Raw genomic sequence first — 18,682 nt, 5'->3', positions numbered from 1 at the left:
CACCGCTATGCGCCGTCTGATTATCATCTCCTCTTTCATGTTGTGTTTGCCCGTCGGTTCGGCCTTCGCCAAAGTGGACGCAGGCGATGTCGCCACCTCTGCCGGGGTTTCCGCATCGCTGTATTCGACGTTCAAGGATAACAAACTGGCGATTCCCGCCCGTGATGACGCCTCCAGCTTCGTGGCCAGTGGCGGTACGATTCGCGGTGTGTACCTGGAGTCGGTGTTGAATCAGATTCGCCAGGAAAATCCCGGACTCAAAGCCAGCGACGAAGAGCTGGCCAGAGCCATCCTCATCCAGGAAGGCGCTGCTGCTGGCCAATGAAGATTTGAAAAGGTAACGGTGGGGCTCGCGACAACCGGATAGTCTGCAGCCCTGCCTTGCTTCACCCCGCGGACAAGCGCGCCCATCCGGCCACCAACTGCGCGCTGATGCTGACCCCGCCACACACCACAATCACCACGTCATGGGCTTCGGCGATCGCCGGATGGTCCAGGTACGCCACCGCCAATGAAACGCCGCACGCCGGTTCGACCAACTGGCGCAGGTCGTTGGCGAAACGCACCACGCCCATGATTGCCTCGTCGTCACTGAGCACCACGCATTCGTGAGAAAAGTCGAGGATGTGCTGCACTGGCCACGCGGCCACTTTGGCAGCGCCCAGCGATGTCGCGACGGTGTCGATGCGCGGTAGCCTGACGGGATGTCCGGCTTCGATGGCGGCGGCGAAGGATGCCGCGCCTTGGGTTTCGCAGGTGATGATCCGGCAATCCATGCGCCGGTGGCGAATCAATCCGGTCAGCAGGCCCGCCAGCAAACCGCCGCCGCCCACCGACGTGACGAACGCATCGACTTGGGGACAATCCTCGAGGACTTCATCAATCAGGGTGCTGTGCCCTTCCCACAACACGGGATGATCGAAGGCTGGCACGTACTCGGTTTCCGCGTCCTGTGAAAGCGCTTTGGCCCGTTGATTGGCCTCGTCCCAGACCTTGCCGTGGACGATCACCTCGGCGCCGGTTTTCCTGATCCTGGCGCGGGTGGTTTCCGGGGTGGTGTGCGGCACAATAATGCAGGCTTTCAGCCCGAGGGCTGCGGCCGCCATGGCGGTGGCAAACCCGGCGTTGCCGCCGGAAGGACAGACGACTTTGCGTTTGCCCTGGGCCTTTGCCTGACTGCACAAAAGGCCCATGCCGCGCAATTTGAACGAGCCGCTGGGTTGCAGGTTTTCCAGCTTGAGCCAGATGCGCCGGGTCGACGTTGACAAACCTGGGTGCAGAATCAAAGGCGTTCTGATGTGAAGCATCGCGAGCTCCCTTTGGCAGCACCGGCCTGTCGAGATTTCGACGAGCCGGTGATGAACGATCCTTATCCAAGCTTAGTTCACCCTGCCCCAGGCTTATCGGTTCAGCGGTAACGCGGTGCCGCCGATGAGTGGCCGAACGAGCCTGACAGCACCTGGCGCTGGGCTTCATAAGCGTCCCATTTGTCGCCCTCGTGCAGACCCGGAATGGTCACCACTTCACCCTTCGCCAGACCGACCAACGCGGCATCGACCATGTTCTCGGCAGACATAACGATCTCTTGCGGCAGGTTTTCCACCGGGTTGCCGGCCTCGCTCCAGAAGTCGGTGGCGGTGGCGCCGGGCAACACCGCCTGAACGCGAATGCCCTTGTCGGCCAACTCATGGTGCATTGATTGACTCAGGCCCAGCACGAAGGCCTTGGTCCCGCCGTAAACGCCGTTGAGGATTTCCGGCACGACTGCGACGATGGAGGAAATGTTGATCACGGTGCCGGTGCCTCGCGCGATGAAGCCAGGTACCACGGCATAGGACAGACGCATCAGCGCAGTGACGTTGAGGGTAATCATGTCTTCCATGTCGTCCACCGGACTGCCGAGCAACGGCATGACACCGCCAACACCGGCGTTATTGACCAGCAAGGTGATGCTCGCGTCGTTTCGCAGAATGCTTTCAACCCGCAGCAGGCCGGCCTTGTCTTTCAGGTCGGCGGCGACCACTTCCACGGCGCGGCCGGTTTCGTTGCTCAGGTGGTTGGCCAGGGCGTTGAGTTTGCCTTGGCTGCGGGCGACCAGGATCAGGTCGTAACCCTGTCGGGCGAGACGGTCGGCGTAGACCGCGCCGATGCCGGAAGAAGCGCCAGTGATCAGTGCAGTGCCTTTGGATGAAAGAGCCATGTTCAATTTCCTTCACAGTGAGGCGATAAGGTCGCCGGGTGTGAACCGTTATAAATTGACTGACGCTCGTCTCAAATGACGTTTAAAGTACGTTTTTCGGACATTGGCTTTTGAGGGCACCATCATGACTTCCGTGGCGTTCGTGGTTTTTGAGGGGTTCCAGTCCATGGCGCTGGCGGCCATGCCGGTGTTCGAGTACGCCAATTTCAGCGCTGGCGAAGCGCTTTATGAGGTCAGCGTGATCTCTGAGGAGGGTCGCTCCCTGCGGGCTTCCGGCGGTTTGAGTGTCGGCACCCAGGCGTTCGATGAGCGGGTGTTCGACACGGTGATTGTGGTCGGCGGCGATTCGATCCTCGAGCAGGCGCCCGAGGGTGTGCTGGCGTACCTGCGCGACAACGTGAAAACCGCCCGGCGCACGGCGTCGATCTGTTCGGGGGCGTTCGTGCTGGCCCAGGCCGGCCTGCTCGACGGACGACGAGCCACCACACATTGGGCCTATGCGCGAGAACTGCAAGCGCGGTTTCCATCGATCAAAGTGGAAGAGGACCGTATTTACGTGGTCGACGGTTCCATCTGGACCTCCGCCGGCATGACCGCTGGTATCGACCTGGCGCTGGCCATGGTTGAAAAGGATCATGGCGCCGACCTGGCCCGTGCCGTGGCGCAGAAACTGGTGATGTACCAGCGCCGCGCAGGCGGCCAGTCGCAGCATTCGGCCTTGCTGGAACTGGAGCCCAAATCCGACCGCATCCAGACCGTTCTCGGCTACGCCCGGGAACACCTGACATCTGCGTTATCGGTGGAGCAGCTGGCGGAAGTGGCACGCCTCAGCCCAAGACAATTCAGCCGGACCTTTCGCGCCGAGACCGGACAGTCCCCGGCCAAGGCCATCGAAAACCTGCGCCTGGAAGCGGCGCGGCAGATGCTCGAACGCGGGCGCCTGACCCTCGACCAGATCGCCGCCGAGGCCGGCTTCACCGACCGTCGCCGCATGCGCGAAGCCTTCCTTCGCGCGTTCGGCCAACCACCACAGGTGATTCGGCGTAATGCCAGGTCGCAGATGACAGCGTGAGCGTTAGCGCGCTGGACTTTTGAATGGGTACCTGCCGATTTTCGTCAGGCGGATATGGTTGTCGGGGGCCACTTGCGCCGCAACGGAGTCATAGCCGGCCAATGTCGCATGCGCCGTCTGAATCGGATGGTCGTGGGTTGAAGTGATTATCACAAGGTCCGCCCCAGCCGCCTCCGCCGCAAGAATCCCCACTGTGGCATCTTCAAAGATCAGGCAATCGGTCACCTCGACACCTAACCGTTGAGCCGCCAGTCGATAGCCCTCAGGATCCGGTTTGCCGGCGCTGACATCTTCGGCGGTGACCATGACTTCGGGTTCGGGAATCCCCGCCGCCGCCATCCGCCGCAACGCCAGTGCCCTTGGCGCAGAGGTGACGACCGCCCATTGCTTCGCCGGCAAAGACCTGAGGAAATCCGCCGCGCCGGACACCTCGACAATCCCTTCCACGTCTTCGATTTCCGCTTCGGTAATCCAGTTGGCTTCTGCCTCGGCATCCACCCCGGGCAACGCCAGACGGTTGATGGTGTCGATGGCGCGGGCGCCGTGAATGGTCGGCAGGAAAGACTCGACATCCACACCGTGGCGCAAGGCCCAGGTGGTCCAGATCCGCTCGGCGGCGGCGATGGAGTTGAGGACAGTGCCGTCCATGTCGAACAGGAACGCGCGATACGGCGTACTAAAAACGGATTCGTGGGCAGACAAGGATGAGCTTCCTTCGTATGTCAGGCAGGTCCGTCAATGTACACGACCTACACCGACCGCCGCGACTTGAAGGCCCCTTCGACACAATCCAGCAGTTGCCCCAACGCCCAGGGTTTCTTGATGAACGACACCGCATGCCGCACCCCGGCGGATTCGGGGGTTTCAAAACCGGACATGATCATGATCGGCTTTTCAGGCCAGCGATCGCCGAACTCATTGGCCAGATCCGCGCCGTTACGCTTTCCGGGCATGGTGATGTCCGTCAGCAACAGACCCACCTCGTTGGCGTGCTGTTCCAGGTACTGGGACGCGGCGTCCGCGCTGACGTGCGGTTCAACCTTGAAACCTTCTTCCTGAAGAATTTCGCAGAGAAATTCAAGAATCAGCGGGTCATCTTCAACCACCAGAATCAACCCATCAGGAAGTTGCTCGCCCGCCATCGATATTGGACACATGACCTTGCCACTCCCTGATCGCATAAATGATTTCGCGGGCTCAAATCCGCTGCCTACAGGTATGAGCAGCGGACTCGGCGGAAATTCATTTTTGATACAGGAAGGTGATGAAATCAGGCGTCCTGCAGAATCAGATCGGCTCCTTTCTCCGCCACCATCAACACCGCCGCGTGGGTATTGCCGGAGGTTACGTTGGGGAAAATCGATGCATCGACAATGCGCAAACCGTCCAGACCATGGACCTTGAGGCGCTTGTCGACCACCGACCGCTGCTCGTCCGCGCCCATCGCGCAGGAGCCGCACAGGTGATAAATCGAACCGCTGTTCTCCCGAAAATACTGCAGCATCTGTTCATCGCTTTCGATGGCCGGGCCGGGCAGCACCTCATCGACGGTGATGCGTTTGAGCGCCGGCGCCTGCATGATCCTGCGCATCAGGCGGCTGCCCTGGATCACTTCGTCGATATCCTTTTGCGTGCTCAGGTAATTGGGGTCAATCAGTGCGGCGTCCCGCGGGTTTTTCGAGGCGATCTCGATGTGCCCGCGACTGGTTGGCCGGCACGGGTTGAAGCACAGCAGGAAGCCTGAGTACGGTTCGGGCTTGAGGCTGGCTTTGTTGTTTTTCGGGATCTGGTAAGACAGCGGGTTGAAGTAAAGCTGCAGGTTCGGATGGTGCTGCTGCTCGTTACCCCGGAAGAACCCGCCGGCCTGGTTGACGCTCATCGCCAGTGCGCCCTTGCGGGTGAACAGGTATTTGAGGCCCAGTTTGAACTGACCGAACAGCGAGCTGAGTTGGTCATTGAGCGTCGGGATGTTGGCCTTGTAGTAATAACTGGCGCACAGGTGGTCTTGCAGGTTCTGCCCCACCGCCGGCAGGTGTTTGACCAACGGGATGCTGTGCCTGGCCAGCAGCGCCTGATCGGCGACACCGGACAATTGCAGAATCTTTGGCGTGTCCACGGCACCGGCACACAGAACTACTTCCTTGTTCGCGGCGAAGGTGCGCACCACGCCGTGCTGGGTGATGGAGATCCCGGTCGCACGACCATTGTCGAACAGCACCCGGTCCACCAGCGCGTAGTGCTCGACCGTCAGGTTCGGCCGGCTCAATGCCGGATGCAGGTGCGCAAAGCTGCTGGAACAGCGTTGGCCGTTGCGGGTGTTGACATCGTAGATCCCCGAACCTTCGAATTTCGGCCCGTTGAAGTCGTCGCTGTGCGGGTAGCCGAGTTCGTCGCAGCCTTTGAGGAACACATCGCAGATCGGATGGGTCTGGCCCTTCATCGGCGTGATGCTGATCGGGCCGCTGCCGCCGTGGTATTCGCTGTCGCCCAGCGGATGGTTTTCCAGTTTGCGGAAGTACGGCAGCACATCCTTGAAACCCCAGCCATCGTTGCCGTTGGCCGCCCAATCGTCGAAGTCATGGGCCTGGCCGCGAACGTAGATCATCGCGTTGATCGAACCCGAACCGCCCTGGACCTTGCCACGCGGGGCATAGATTTCGCGGTTGCCCAGCTGCTTTTGCGGCTGGCTGTAGTACATCCAGTTGAAGGTCGGGTTGTAATACATTTTGGCAAAGCCGACCGGGATCTTGAACCACAGGGAACTGTCCTTGCCACCCGCCTCCAGCAGCAGCACCGAGTACTTCCCGGATGCCGAGAGCCGATTGGCGAGAATGCAGCCCGCGGCGCCAGCGCCAGCGATGATGTAGTCGTAAGTCATGCACGGTTACCGCGTAAGTCGTTGTACAAAAAAAACCGAGCGCCCCTCCTGTAGGAGCGAAGCTTGCTCGCGAAGGCGTCGCATCAGTCAACATTGATATTGGCTGACCCACCGCTTTCGCGAGCAAGCTTCGCTCCTACAGAGGGGTTGCGCCCTCTCCCGTCAGCCTCTGGCTGGCGAAGTGTCTTTGACGTCTGCCGGGGTCGGGGTCATTTGCAAATGCAAACGCTCACCGTTGTACGGCGAATGCCGGCGCACCACGTCCATATTCAGCTCTACACCCAGACCCGGTTCGGTGGACGGAATGATGTAGCCGTCCTCCCATTGCAACGGTTTTGTCAGGACTTCGGCATGGAAACCGCCCCAGGTCATGATGCTTTCCTGAATCAGGAAATTCGGCGTGCAGGTGGCCAATTGAAAACTCGCCGCCGCGCCAATCGGCCCGTTGTAGAGATGCGGCGCGATCTGCGCGTAATAAGCCTCGGCCATGCTGGCGATTTTTTTCGCCTCCAGCAGACCACCGCAACGGGCGACGTTCATTTGCAGAATCGACGCGCCGCCAGCCTGCAGTAATTTGAAAAATTCGTACTTGGTGGTCAGCCGTTCGCCGGTGGCAATCGGGATGCTGGTCTTGGCCGCGACTTGCGCCATGGCTTCTTCCTGTCCCGGCGGCACCGGTTCTTCGAACCACAACGGATCGTATTTCTCCAGGCGTTTGGCCAGGCGAATCGCCGAGGACGGCACCATCTGCCCGTGCGTGCCAAACAGCAAATCGCACTTGTCGCCCACCGCTTCGCGGATCTTGCGGCAGAAGGTTTCGCAACGTTCCAGCACTTCCAGGGAAATCTGGTGCCCGGAGTACGCTGTGTACGGTCCGGCCGGGTCGAACTTCACGGCAGTAAAGCCTTTGTTCATGTTCTCGATGGCGCACTCGGCCGCCAGGTCCGGGTCGTCGTAGTCGTACTCGCCCTTGCTGTTGACCGGGTACAAATAGGTGTAGGAACGCAGGCGTTCATTGACCTTGCCGCCGAGCAATTCGTAAACCGGCTTGTTTGCCGCTTTGCCGATGATGTCCCAGCAGGCCATCTCCAGGCCGCTGACCACGCCCATCATGGTCAGGTCCGGACGCTGGGTGAAACCGCTCGAATAGGCCTGACGGAAGAAGCGTTCGATGTGATGCGGGTCGTGGTTGAGCAGGTAGCGTTCGAACACGTCTTCGATGATCGGCAACATGGCTTTTGGGCCGAAGGTCGCGGCGTAGATCTCGCCCACGCCTTCGATACCGCAATCGGTCTTGAGCTTGACGAACAGCCAGTACATGCCGCCGATGTGCGGTGGCGGTACGGCAACAATATGGGTTTCAAGGGCGACGATTTTCATCTCAGGCACCTGTCTTGTTCAAAGATTGACGATTGATTCGAGCACGCAGGATCAGGGCCGCCAGGGTCCCGAGCAGGCCGACGAAAGCGATGTAACCGAAATACAGCTTGTAACCAAAGGCCCCCGGGAAATGCTCGGTGAGGTAGCCGTTGATCAACGGAATAAAGGCATCCGGCAGGTAACCGACCACTGAGACAATGCCGATAGCCAGACCGGTGATGCGCAACGGAATGTTGCAGGTGTCGAGGATCGCCCAGTACAAGCCGCGAATGGCATAGGTCATCAAACCGATGAAAATCACCGTTCCGATCAGCAGACCCATGCTGTTGAGTGCCGGGAACACGATCAGGCCGATCATCGCCAATGTCGCCAGGAACAGCGCCACGATCAGCACCGAAATGTTCGAGAACTTGTCACCGAGCCAGCCACCGCCAATCCCGCCAATCGGACGCATCCACAATTTGATGGTGGTGATGGTGCCGGCCATGACCGCGGTCATGCCGCCGCCCTGCAGGTAATCGGAGAAACTGTAGGTGGCCCAGAAGATGTGATAGCCGCAGAACACGATGGCCGTCACCAGCCACAGCTCGGGGATTTTCACCAGCGTGGTCAGGTCGCTGAGCAGGTTGTACTTGCCCTTCTCCACCGCCGCCGTGTCTTCCATCGACTTCGGGTCCTTGATCAGCACCAGCACACAGCCGATGGCGATACAGGTGAAGGCGTAGAGGTAGACCACGTGCTTGAAGCCTTCAGCGGCGGACTCGCCACGGGTTTCGGTGGCGAAGGCAAACAGCCCCAGCGCGACGGTCGCCAGCAAGGCTTCGACCAGTCCGCGACCGCCATCGAGGATGCCGAAGAAACGCCCTTGTTCAGTGTGATGAGCGATCATTTTCACGCGCTTGAGCACCGAGGCCCAGAACGTCAGGCCGGTGGTCAGGCCCCAGCAACCGAAGATGATCATCAAACCGGTCATCGACGGCGCGGTGGAATACCAAAGGCCCAGGGCGCCAGTGGCGACCAGCGAGAAGAAAATCAGGAATCGTGGGGCAATGCGATCCGCCAACCAACCGCTGGGCAGATACGACAACAGGAAAATCGTGCCGAGCATCGAGTACAGATAACCCAGTTCGCTGTGGTTGATCTGGAACACTTCGAGCATGGTGGTCTGGTAGACCTGGCGCAGGTACAGGATCGGATAGATCGCACCGGCGGCCAGCACTAATAGCATCAGTTGGAAATAGCGACTTCCCTTGTCACTGTGGACTTTTGAACCCGCGTTCGAACCCTGAACAGCGGCAGCAGTGGATGCATGCTTGGACATCTAGGAGACCTCGGGCAGCCCGGTGGTCCGGGCGCCCCTGATAATTGTTTTTATGGGTGCAGCGTGAGGCGTGTTGCGGGTGGATCAATACTTCATCACCACAAGACGGGTCTGGGTGAATTCGAGCATCCCGTGCTTGCCGTCATCGCCGCCCAGGCCCGAGCGTTTCCAACCGGCGTGGAAGCCCTGATACGGGTCCGCCGGGGTGCGATTGACGTACAACTCGCCGGCTTCGATGGCGTTGGCGACTTTCATCGTGGTGCGGTAGTTCTCGGTGTACAACACTGAGGACAGGCCGAACTGATGGTCGTTGGCCATGGCCAACGCTTCGTCGATGTCACGGTACTTGAGCACCGGCAGCACCGGGCCGAAGATTTCTTCCTGGATGATTTCCATGTCCTGACGGCAACCGCTGAGCAGGGTCGGCGGGTAGAAATGGCCGGGGCCTTGCGGGATAAAGCCGCCTGTTTCCAGTACAGCACCGTCGGCGACGGCGCGCTCGACCATGGCGTGGATGTTCTGTTGCGAGCTGGCGTTGACCAACGGCCCCATCAGGCCGGCATCGGTGGCACGGTCGCCGAATTTCACAGCGCTGATTTTGGCTTTGAGCAGGGCGAGGAATTTTTCGTAGACGCTTTCCTGAACATAGACCCGCTCCACCGCCGTGCACAACTGGCCACAGTGGGTGGTCTTGGAGGCGACTATCGCGGTGGCGGCGGCTTCAAGATCGGCATCGGCCTCGATGATTGCCGGGGTCTTTCCGCCCAGTTCCAGCGACGGCTTGGCGATGTTGGCCTTGCAGTAGTCGAGCACGATGCGCCCGGCGTTGACGCTGCCGGTCAGGGTGATCAAGCCGACGGCTTTGTGAGTGCACACCGCAGCGGCGGTGGCGTGGTCCATGGTCAGGATGTTGACCACGCCGGCCGGCAAACCGGATTGCTGCACGGCTTTGGCGATTTCGAACGCAGAGGTCGGGGTGTTGTTGCTCGGACGCACCACCACGGTGTTGCCGGCAATCAGCGCTGGGGCGATTTTGCGCAGCAAGGTGTAGACCGGGTAGTTGAACGGGATCAGGCAGGCGACCACACCGATTGGCTCACGGTGCAGAAAGAGGTTTTCGTTGGGGGAGTCGCTGGGGATGATCTCGCCTTCTATCCGCCGCGCCCACTCGGCGTGGTAACGGGTGATCTGTGCGGCGTAACGGGCTTCGTTGCTGGCGTCGCTGACGCTCTTGCCGGATTCGGCGGCCAGGGCTGCACCGATACGATCGGCACAGGCATCGAGGGCGCCGGCGAAGGAACGCAGGTGTTCGGCGCGTTCGATACTGGTGAGTTTGCCCCAGACTTTCTGGGCTGCGGCGGCGGCTTCGACCGCATTGACCGCTTCATCGGCGGTCGCGGCCGAGACGTGGCCTACCAGCGCTTCGGTCGCCGGGTTGAAGACTGCGATCAGCGCTTCGCCGGCAGGCTCTATGAAGTGACCATTAACAAAATTTCGCTCGAGTCGCATGTGCATCGCCCATCGTTGTTTTTATCCAGTGAATGCAGTCTTGTCATTGGACCGGTGTTGAACAAACGATTTATTGAGCGATGTAACATTCTAAAAATGCAGGTTACTTCCGAAAGTGATGGGATTCCCTGTAGGAGTGAGCCTGCTCGCGATGGCGTAGTGTCAGGCGATGACGTTGTCGACTGATACACCGTCATCGCGAGCAGGCTCACTCCTATAGGGGTTGTGTGTGAATTAGAGCGCGGCGGTAGACGGTTCGAGCTGCCGTTGCGCCAACCAGATCTCTTCCTGCAACCACTGACTGAACACCTGCAATTGCGGCATCAGCGTCTGCTCGGGCCGGGTCACCAGCCAGTAGGATTGATGCCCTTCCACATGCACGTTCAGCACCTGGGTCAGCTGCCCGTTGGCCAGTTCCGAAGCGACCATGTGCCAGTCGGCAATGGTAATGCCCAGGCCGTCGATGGCCGCGCGGATTGCCAGGTCCAGCAGGTCGAATTCATAACCGCCCTGGGTATCGACGCCGGTAATGCGCGCCGCGTCCAGCCAGTGTTTCCAGGTCAGGTAGCGTTGGTCTTCACGGGCCAGGACGTGCAACAACGTCAGGCGATTGAGGTCGATGCCCTGCCCGCTCCACTCCCGCGCATACAAGGACGGCGCGCACACCGCGATGTGCCGTTCCTGGATCAGCAGCGAGCTGTCCAGCCCGTCCCATTCGCCGTCGCCGAAACGGATCGCGCAATCGAGCGTGCTGGTTTCGGCCAGGCTGTCCTGCAACCGTGTGGTGATGCTCAGTTCCAGTTCCGGATGCTTTTCCCGCAATCGCCCCAGCCGCGGCATCAGCCAGCGATTGGTGAAGGTCGGCGGCGCGTTGATGTGCAGGCGATTGGAATGGGTTTTCTGCTGGATGCTGCGCACAGTCAGTTCGATCTTGTCGAAGGATTGATGCAGTGCCCGCAGCAGAATTCGCCCGGCGCTGGTCAGTTCGAGGTGATGGTGGCGGCGTTCCAGCAGCGTCTCGTCGAGCTGTTCTTCCAGCTGACGCACCTGGCGGCTGACGGCGCTCTGGGTCACGTTCAACAACTCGGCAGCGCGGGTGAAGCTGCCCGTGCTGCCAGCCACTTCAAAGGCTTTCAGCGCGTTGAGGCCGGGCATTTTGCGTTTCATGGAGGGCTCTCAATAGGGGTTACAAGGCACAAAGCATCCCACGCTCGCCGTGTATTGTCCTACAGGATTTTCTCAGTAACATGCATCTGGCGAAGGTTTACTCGCATTTTTTATCGTTTGTTCAACGCATCGCTGATCGCAAGACTTGCCGGCATCTCTAATAAAAATAACCGAGAGCTGCCCCATGCCCTTCCCTGCTTCTTTGCGCCTCAGTCCTCTGCACATCGCTCTACTATGCACCTTTTCGGCGCCTGCCATGGCGGTACAAGTGACCGACAACCTGGACCTCGGCGGTGCCATTCGTGCCCGATGGGATTACGACCCGGACCGTGACATTCAAAAGTTCGGCCTGGACACCATGTTCCTCAGCGCCAAGTACAACTCCGACACTTGGATCGGTGAGGCTCAATACCGTTTCTACGGGCGGTCCTACCCTTACCAGTACACCAGGAACTACGGTGACATCCAGTTCGCCAAGTTCGCGTGGGCCGGCTACAAGTTCAACACCGATCAGCAGGTGCAAGTGGGCCTGAACACGGTGCCGTTTGGTTTGCAGCCGTACTTCGGCAGCACGTTCTACGAAACCCTGGGCAACGTCATCGGCCTGGAAGATGTGCAACAGGTTGGCGCCAAGTACATCCAGCAATCGGGCGACTGGAACCTCCAGGCCGGTTACTACCTGCGCCCGGCGTGGCAAGGCAAAGGCACCAGCAACGGGGTCACCTACTCCAGTGTGGTGTCCGAAGCCGACAGTTACGTCGCCGACGGCAGCAACAACCAGGAGCGCAACACCGTGGTGCTGCGCGTGGCCAAGGCGCTGGACTTGGGACCATGGAACTCTGAAATCGGCCTTTCCGGCCTGACGTCGTCGCTTCAGAACAGGGACACCAATGACGATGGCCGGCGTAACGCCGTGGCCGTTCACTATTTGGGCAAGAACGGTCCCTGGGGTGTTCAGCTGCAAGCGGCGCGGCAACAGGTGTCGCCGCGCAATGCCGGCACTGATGAACTGGTGACGCTGGGCGGTTACGACGGCACGTACAACGTCGCCAGTCGCGGCAATCTGTATGTGGCGGATGTGAGTTATGACGTGGCCGGCAAATACCTGTTCGATCAGGTCAGCGGCGTGAAGCTGTACGTCAACTACAGCGCCTTCGATAAATCCGCCAACGACTTCAAGACCTCGCAACGGATGATCCTCGGCACCTCGTTCTCGTTGAGCAAACTCTGGATCGCGACGGAATGGATCTACGGCAAGAACGACCCGTACATCGGAGGCAGCAGCTACACCCAGAGTCTGGGTGCGGGTGGTAGTGACCAGTGGGAAAACCAGTTGTATATGAACATCGGCTATTACTTCTGATCCGGCATTTTTGGCGTCCTTGAGGACGCCATCGCGGGCAAGCTCGCTCCCACAGGATCACCGAACCTGTGGGAGCGGGTTGCCCGCGAAGACGCCCGTCCAGACAACACTTGCATCAGCCCCTTCCTGATAGTCAGATAGGCACCACAAACCCATCCAAAAACAATAAGCCGACCCGACGCAACACCCGAGGCCGGTGCGGAGCCATCCTCCCATGCGTCAACTGCCCTCGCTCAACATGCTGCGTGTCTTCGAGGAAGTCGCGCGGCATCGCAGCTTCAGCCAGGCCGCCCTGGGCCTGAACGTCACTCAGGGTGCCGTCAGTCGCCAGATCAAACAGCTCGAAGACTACCTCGGCGTGGCGCTCTTCAAACGGACGCCCCAAGGCTTGTCACTGACCGAAACCGGCACCGCCCTCTCCCCGCATCTGGCGGAGGCCTTCGACCACATCGAACGCGCCCTGCAAGCCGTGCGCGTGCCGAACCTGCGTCAGCGCCTGCGCATTCTCGCGCCACCAACCTGGGCCACGCGCTGGTTGTCGGCGCACTTGCGCGTGTTCTGCCAACGTTACCCGGACATCAGCCTGAGCGTGACCAACCAGGCCAGCCACGACAACCTCGCGGAAATTGATTGCCACATCCGCTTCGGCCTCGAAGCCGCCAGCCATTGCAGCAGTCAGTTACTGGTGATGGAACGGCACATCGCGGTGGCCAGTCCGGAACTGTTCAACGACGGGCAACCGCCGGACCTGAGGCAGTTTCCGTTGCTGCACATTTTGCACGACGGCAAGCGCTTGAAAGTCTGGGAAAACTGGCTGGCGGCGATGGACCGCGACGATGTGGATGCCGGGCAAGGGTTGGAATTCAGCACACTGGATCAGGTGATCCATACCGCGCTGGCGGGGGGTGGATTGGCGGTGATTGACCGGCAGATGATCGAGAAGGAACTGGCCAATGGCAGTTTGTTGCCGATCACCCCGGTGGAAGTGATCGGACCGTATGGCTATTGGCTGGATGTGGCGAACGACAAGCAAGGGTTGTCGAAAGTGCGGTTGTTTACCGATTGGTTGGGATTGGTCAGTAATCCCTGAAGCCACCGACATTGGAACTTTGACAGTCTGTTAAACCGGGGCAACCACTTTCACTGCCACCGCTGCCCCAGCTTCCACCGGACTCTGCGCCTTGCACGCCTGGCTCAACGTCAACGATTTAGTCTCCGGCGCCCAGGCCCAGGACAGCAACGCCCCCAGCGCCAGGATCGCCGCCAGAATGCCCATGGTCGGGCTCAAGCCGATACCCGCCACGCTGACCGGCAACAGAAACGTACTCACCGCCGAGCCCAAGCGACTGACGGCTGTCGCCAGGCCAATCCCGCTGGCCCGCACTTCGGTCGGGAAGCTCTCGGCCGGGAAGACCCCCACCAGGTTGCTCACCGCCGACAACACCAGGGTAAACAAGCCAAACACCAACACCATCAGGAACGCCGCGCTGCTCGGCAACACGGCCAACATGAACAACGCGACCGCCAGAATGATGAACGAGTTGATCAAGAACCCGCGGCGGGAGAATTTAATCGTGCACCAGATGCCGATCAGCGCCCCGAGGATCAGCAGCATGTTCAGCATCAGCTCCGTGCCAAAGCCTTCGGCCAAACCCATCTTTTGCAGGATCGAAGGCAGGAAGGTGTAAATGGCGAAGTACGGCATCACGATGCAGACGAAGAACAGGCAATTGAACGCGGTGCGTTTGCGGTATTCACGGCTGAACAGCACGGCGTAGCCGGAACGGGTTTCGGTGGATTGGGTTTCGTCGAGTTCGACGTTGTCACCCAGGTGTTTCTTGACGATCGCTCGCGCCTCGGCGATTCGACCCTGGTTCACCAGCCAGCGCGGCGACTCCGGTGTGCCAATGCGGGCAATCAGGATCAGCGCCGCCGGGATGGCCGACGAGGCCAGCATCCAGCGCCAGGCATCGTCGCCGAGGCTGAGCATGGCGGTGCCGACGAACGTAGCGGCAACGTAGCCGAAGGTCCAGATCACGCTGAACGAACCGAGCAGCACACCGCGATGTTTCTTCGGTGCAAACTCGGCCAGCATGGCGTGACCGACGCTGAAATCACCGCCCAACCCGATACCGATCAACACTCGGCACAGGAACAGTCCCATGGCTGTCTCGGCGTAGAACTGCATCACCGAGGCAATGGTAATCAGCACGAAGCTGACCAGGAAGATTTTCTGCCGGCCGACCTTATCGGAGATCCAGCCAAAAAACAGACTGCCGAGAAACAGGCCGATCAGTGCCGAAGCGCCAATCAAACCTTGCCAGAACGCATCCAGCTGCATTTGCGGACTGAGCAACGTGAACGCGATACCGATCAGGCCGAGGATGTAGCCGTCGGTGAAGTGTGCGCCGAAGGTCAGTCCGGCGATTTTGAGGTGAAAGCGCCCGATGGGCAGGTCGTCGATTTTTACCGGTTGTACGGACATGTAAGTCTCCAATTGTTGTTATTGACGGAGAAATGAAACCGATAGCTTTTTTGTGGGAGCGGGCTTGCTCGCGAAGAGGAAGTGTCAGTCGACATTTATGTTGCCTGACACGCCGCTGTCGCGAGCAAGCCTTCCCCCACAAGGTTTGGCGCCGCTACAGCCCGCCCATTAACAGGTATTTGATTTCCAGGTAGTCATCCAGACCGTACTTCGAACCCTCACGACCGAGGCCCGATTCCTTGATGCCACCGAACGGTGCCACTTCCGTGGAAATGATCCCTTCGTTGATTCCGACCATGCCTGCTTCCAGGCCCTCGGCCATGCGCCAGACACGGCCGATGTCACGACTGTAAAAGTAAGCAGACAAACCGTAGGGCGTGTCGTTGGCCTTTTGCAGCACTTCGGCTTCGTCCTTGAAGCGGAAGCACGCCGCCACCGGCCCGAAGGTTTCGTCCTGGGCGATCAGCATGTCGCTGGAGGCTTTGGCGAGGATGGTCGGCTCATAAAACGTACCGCCGAGTGCGTGGCGACGACCACCGCACAACAGCTTGGCGCCCTTCTCCAGCGCATCGCCGACATGCAGTTCAACCTTGGCCAGCGCCGCCGCGTTGATCAGCGGACCTTGCTCGGTTTCACCGTCCAGCGCACTGCCGACGCGCATCGCCGCCACGGCTTCAGCGAGCTTGCCGGTGAATGCTTCGTACACGCCGTCCTGGATAAAGAAGCGGTTCACGCAGACGCAGGTTTGCCCGGTGTTGCGGAATTTCGAGGCCATGGCGCCTTTGACCGCAGCGTCCAGATCGGCGTCGTCGAAGACAATGAAGGGCGCGTTGCCGCCCAGTTCCAGCGAGACTTTTTTCAGCGTGTCCGCTGCCTGGCGCATCAGTAATTTGCCAGTGCGGGTAGAGCCGGTGAACGACAGTTTGCGCACGATGCCGGAGGCTTGCAGCGCACCACCGATGGCCACGGCATCGCCCGAAACGATATTGAACACACCCGCCGGAATCCCGGCCTGTTCGGCCAGTACTGCCAGCGCAAAAGCCGACAACGGCGTCTCTTCCGATGGCTTGAGGATCATTGTGCAACCCGCCGCGAGTGCCGGGCCGACCTTGCGGGTAACCATCGCCAGCGGGAAGTTCCAAGGGGTGATCGCCGCGACGACACCGATGGCTTCCTTGACCACGATGATCCGCGCGTCAGTCTTGTGGCTTGGGATCACGTCGCCGTAAGCGCGCTTGGCTTCTTCGGCGAACCACTCCAGAAAACTCGCGGCATAAACCACTTCGCCCATGGCTTCGGCCAGTGGCTTGCCCTGCTCGCGGCTGAGCAGCGTCGCCAGATCCTTCTGGTTGCTCAGCATCAGCTCGCTCCAGCGCTTGAGCTTCTGGCTGCGTTCCTTGGCGGTCAACTTGCGCCAGGCTGGCAAGGCACGGTTGGCGGCATCGATGGCGCGGTTGGTTTCTTCGGCGCCAGCCTTTTGCACGTCGGTAATCAACTCACCGTTTGCCGGGTTGAACACCGGGTAGGTCGAGCCGGCGCTGGACCACTGACCATCGATAAAATTGCCATTGCGGATCAGCGCACTCATGCCACAGCCTCGGTCAGGTTGAAGCGTTCAAGACCTGGACGGGCCGAACGCAAGATTCGTTTGCCGGCGGTGTAATCGTTGATCACGTCGCACGGGGTGTAATTGCGTTCCAGTTCATGCAGTTCTTCGGCATCGAGTCGGGTTTCCAGCGCGGCCAGAGCGCTGTCGAACTGCTTGGTGGTGTCGGCGCCGACCAGCATGCAATCCACACCCGGATGGTTGGCGACCCAGGCCTGGGCGATCTGCGCGTTGGACACACCACGGGCACGGGCCACGCGCTGAACCGAATGCGCGATCTCGAACGAGGCTTCGTCGCTGTACATCTGCTGAGTAAAGAAGTCGGTCTGGTTGCGGGTCGACTGCACGTCACCGGTCAACAAGCCACGGGCCAGCGGGCTGAACACCGAGACGCCCAAGCCCTGATCGCGGCAGAACGGGAGCATCTCTCGCTCTTCCTCGCGGTAGGCGCAGTTCAGTTGCAGCTGCATGTTGATAGGCTTGACCCAACCATTGCGTTCGCAGGCCATGAGAATCTTCGCCAACTGCCCGGTGAGCATGGTCGACACGCCAATGTAGCGGGCCTTGCCGGAACGCACGATGTCGTTCATGGCGCTCATGGTTTCTTCAACCGGCGTATTCACGTCGAAGTAATGCAGCATGAACACATCGACGTAATCCATGTTCAGGCGCTTCAGCGAGGCGTCGATGCTGTCCATGATGTGCTTGCGTGAATGGCCGCTGGCGTTGATCCCGGTGCGGGTGCCGTAGCCGACCTTGGTGGTGATCACCAGGTCTTCGCGACGGGCCAGGCGCTTGACGATGCGCCCGACCACTTCCTCGCCGACGCCGGCGGAATAGAAGTCGGCGAGGTCGATGAAGTTCACACCGTTGTCCAATGCGTGCGCGACGATCGGCTCGCTCTTCTTCTCATCGAAGATCCACGGCTTCCAGTCCGGGGTGCCCATGTTCATGGTGCCCAGGCACAAGCGGGAGACTTGCAGGCCGGAGTGGCCAAGACGAATGTATTGCATGGCGCGGACCTCAGGCTTTTGGCGTGTAGAAAGGGTTGCTGATGTGATCGACCACATCCGCGAGTTGCGCGGTTTCCGGTTTGCCGGTCAGCGCAGCACGGATGGCCGTGCGGCAGGCGTTGTAGTTGTTGAGGTAGACCGCATCCAGGTCATCGCAGGCCGGGTTGACCCAGTTCGCGGTGACGATGGCCCACTCATCCTCGGCTTCCGGCGGCAAGGTGCCGTCGAGAAGCGCTTCCAGAACAGCCTTGGCGATCCCGGCCTGCGACGCGCCCCAGGTAGCGTTGCCATGCAAGTCGCTGCTGATCGCAGCCTTGTTGACATAAAGGGTCATCGGCTTGACCGGAATGTTCGGCTGGGCGATCACCATGAACGGACAATGGCCCTGGCTCGGCGACGCCAGGCTATTGGCAAACGCCTGCCCCGCCGGACCGTTACGCGGGCCGATCAGAATGTTGATATGCGCGGCGTTTATGCCCGGGCCTTCGAAACCTTCACCGATGTACAGGTCGAGTTCTTTCATGGGTCATTACTCTTCAGTGATTTTTTGGATGATCAGAAATGCACGCAGACTGTGGAGGTCGCATGGCAAATGTCAGGGGGCGAAGAGCGCGGGTCGTGGCGTAGAGAATCAGTCATAGGTGCAAACGCTCTTTTTTGTTGTTGATGAGCTGTGTTTGCAATTTTT

17 protein-coding genes are annotated in these 18,682 nt (G+C 60.0%); 4 read left to right on the top strand and 13 right to left on the bottom strand.

From position 1 onward, the window contains the following. Positions 1 to 7: 7 nt before the first annotated feature. On the top strand, positions 8 to 325 hold the full coding sequence (locus ACIQV9_RS13365; protein WP_403101891.1) for a DUF2388 domain-containing protein: 318 nt from the start codon (positions 8 to 10) through the stop codon (positions 323 to 325). Between the two features lie 61 nt (positions 326 to 386). Here the strand turns inward: ACIQV9_RS13365 and ACIQV9_RS13360 are convergent, their stop codons facing one another. Both ACIQV9_RS13360 and ACIQV9_RS13355 read right to left on the bottom strand, forming a co-directional pair. Beyond that, positions 387 to 1,307 carry a pyridoxal-phosphate dependent enzyme gene (locus tag ACIQV9_RS13360; protein ID WP_403101890.1) on the bottom strand — a complete coding sequence of 307 codons (921 nt, stop codon included), beginning with the start codon at positions 1,305 to 1,307 and terminating at the stop codon, positions 387 to 389. 101 nt (positions 1,308 to 1,408) lie between these two features. Continuing rightward, complete coding sequence (locus ACIQV9_RS13355; RefSeq protein WP_403101889.1) at positions 1,409 to 2,200, bottom strand: SDR family NAD(P)-dependent oxidoreductase; 792 nt, start codon at positions 2,198 to 2,200, stop codon at positions 1,409 to 1,411. Positions 2,201 to 2,324: 124 nt separating this feature from the next. Here ACIQV9_RS13355 and ACIQV9_RS13350 point away from each other — a divergent pair, with 124 nt between their 5' ends. Next, positions 2,325 to 3,272, top strand: a complete 948-nt coding sequence (locus tag ACIQV9_RS13350; protein ID WP_403101887.1) for a GlxA family transcriptional regulator — start codon at positions 2,325 to 2,327, stop codon at positions 3,270 to 3,272. Positions 3,273 to 3,275: 3 nt separating this feature from the next. Here the strand turns inward: ACIQV9_RS13350 and ACIQV9_RS13345 are convergent, their stop codons facing one another. The 7 genes from ACIQV9_RS13345 to ACIQV9_RS13315 form a co-directional block, all read right to left on the bottom strand. Then, positions 3,276 to 3,974, bottom strand: coding sequence for an HAD-IA family hydrolase (locus tag ACIQV9_RS13345; RefSeq protein WP_403101885.1), 699 nt, complete (start codon positions 3,972 to 3,974; stop codon positions 3,276 to 3,278). 47 nt (positions 3,975 to 4,021) lie between these two features. After that, positions 4,022 to 4,429 (bottom strand): response regulator, encoded by a 408-nt coding sequence (locus ACIQV9_RS13340; RefSeq protein WP_403101882.1) that lies wholly within the window; start codon positions 4,427 to 4,429, stop codon positions 4,022 to 4,024. Positions 4,430 to 4,542: 113 nt separating this feature from the next. Further along, the gene (locus ACIQV9_RS13335) at positions 4,543 to 6,150 is read right to left on the bottom strand and encodes a GMC family oxidoreductase (protein ID WP_403101879.1); all 1,608 of its coding nucleotides are present in this window, start codon (positions 6,148 to 6,150) and stop codon (positions 4,543 to 4,545) included. A 162-nt stretch (positions 6,151 to 6,312) separates the two neighbouring features. Next, complete coding sequence (locus tag ACIQV9_RS13330; RefSeq protein ID WP_403101877.1) at positions 6,313 to 7,530, bottom strand: mandelate racemase/muconate lactonizing enzyme family protein; 1,218 nt, start codon at positions 7,528 to 7,530, stop codon at positions 6,313 to 6,315. 1 nt (position 7,531) lies between these two features. Beyond that, entirely contained in the window at positions 7,532 to 8,851 is a 1,320-nt protein-coding gene (locus ACIQV9_RS13325) for a nitrate/nitrite transporter (protein ID WP_403101874.1), read from the bottom strand. An 84-nt stretch (positions 8,852 to 8,935) separates the two neighbouring features. Continuing rightward, positions 8,936 to 10,360 (bottom strand): aldehyde dehydrogenase, encoded by a 1,425-nt coding sequence (gene aldA, locus ACIQV9_RS13320; RefSeq protein WP_403101871.1) that lies wholly within the window; start codon positions 10,358 to 10,360, stop codon positions 8,936 to 8,938. A gap of 234 nt (positions 10,361 to 10,594) precedes the next feature. Then, a complete protein-coding gene (locus ACIQV9_RS13315; RefSeq protein WP_403101868.1) occupies positions 10,595 to 11,527 on the bottom strand; it encodes a LysR substrate-binding domain-containing protein in 933 nt (310 codons plus the stop codon). 184 nt (positions 11,528 to 11,711) lie between these two features. Here ACIQV9_RS13315 and ACIQV9_RS13310 point away from each other — a divergent pair, with 184 nt between their 5' ends. After that, positions 11,712 to 12,890, top strand: a complete 1,179-nt coding sequence (locus ACIQV9_RS13310; RefSeq protein ID WP_403101865.1) for a hypothetical protein — start codon at positions 11,712 to 11,714, stop codon at positions 12,888 to 12,890. Between the two features lie 214 nt (positions 12,891 to 13,104). Beyond that, positions 13,105 to 13,980 carry a LysR substrate-binding domain-containing protein gene (locus ACIQV9_RS13305; protein WP_403101862.1) on the top strand — a complete coding sequence of 292 codons (876 nt, stop codon included), beginning with the start codon at positions 13,105 to 13,107 and terminating at the stop codon, positions 13,978 to 13,980. A 30-nt stretch (positions 13,981 to 14,010) separates the two neighbouring features. On the opposite strand, the gene ACIQV9_RS13300 is transcribed toward ACIQV9_RS13305, so the two are convergent. From ACIQV9_RS13300 to fae, 4 genes are all read right to left on the bottom strand, one after another. Then, a complete protein-coding gene (locus ACIQV9_RS13300) occupies positions 14,011 to 15,375 on the bottom strand; it encodes an MFS transporter (protein WP_403101860.1) in 1,365 nt (454 codons plus the stop codon). 154 nt (positions 15,376 to 15,529) lie between these two features. Next, complete coding sequence (locus tag ACIQV9_RS13295; RefSeq protein WP_403101857.1) at positions 15,530 to 16,963, bottom strand: NAD-dependent succinate-semialdehyde dehydrogenase; 1,434 nt, start codon at positions 16,961 to 16,963, stop codon at positions 15,530 to 15,532. Further along, complete coding sequence (locus ACIQV9_RS13290; RefSeq protein ID WP_403101854.1) at positions 16,960 to 17,994, bottom strand: aldo/keto reductase; 1,035 nt, start codon at positions 17,992 to 17,994, stop codon at positions 16,960 to 16,962. The genes ACIQV9_RS13295 and ACIQV9_RS13290 overlap by 4 nt, the downstream gene beginning before the upstream one ends. Positions 17,995 to 18,004: 10 nt before the next feature. Further along, on the bottom strand, positions 18,005 to 18,517 hold the full coding sequence (gene fae, locus ACIQV9_RS13285; protein ID WP_403101851.1) for a formaldehyde-activating enzyme: 513 nt from the start codon (positions 18,515 to 18,517) through the stop codon (positions 18,005 to 18,007). Positions 18,518 to 18,682 lie beyond the last annotated feature (165 nt).

This window comes from Pseudomonas sp. NPDC099000 (assembly GCF_044759925.1).
Lineage (GTDB): Bacteria > Pseudomonadota > Gammaproteobacteria > Pseudomonadales > Pseudomonadaceae > Aquipseudomonas.
The sequence above is the reverse complement of the archived record's forward strand: the minus strand, read 5'-3'. Positions and strand labels throughout refer to the sequence as shown.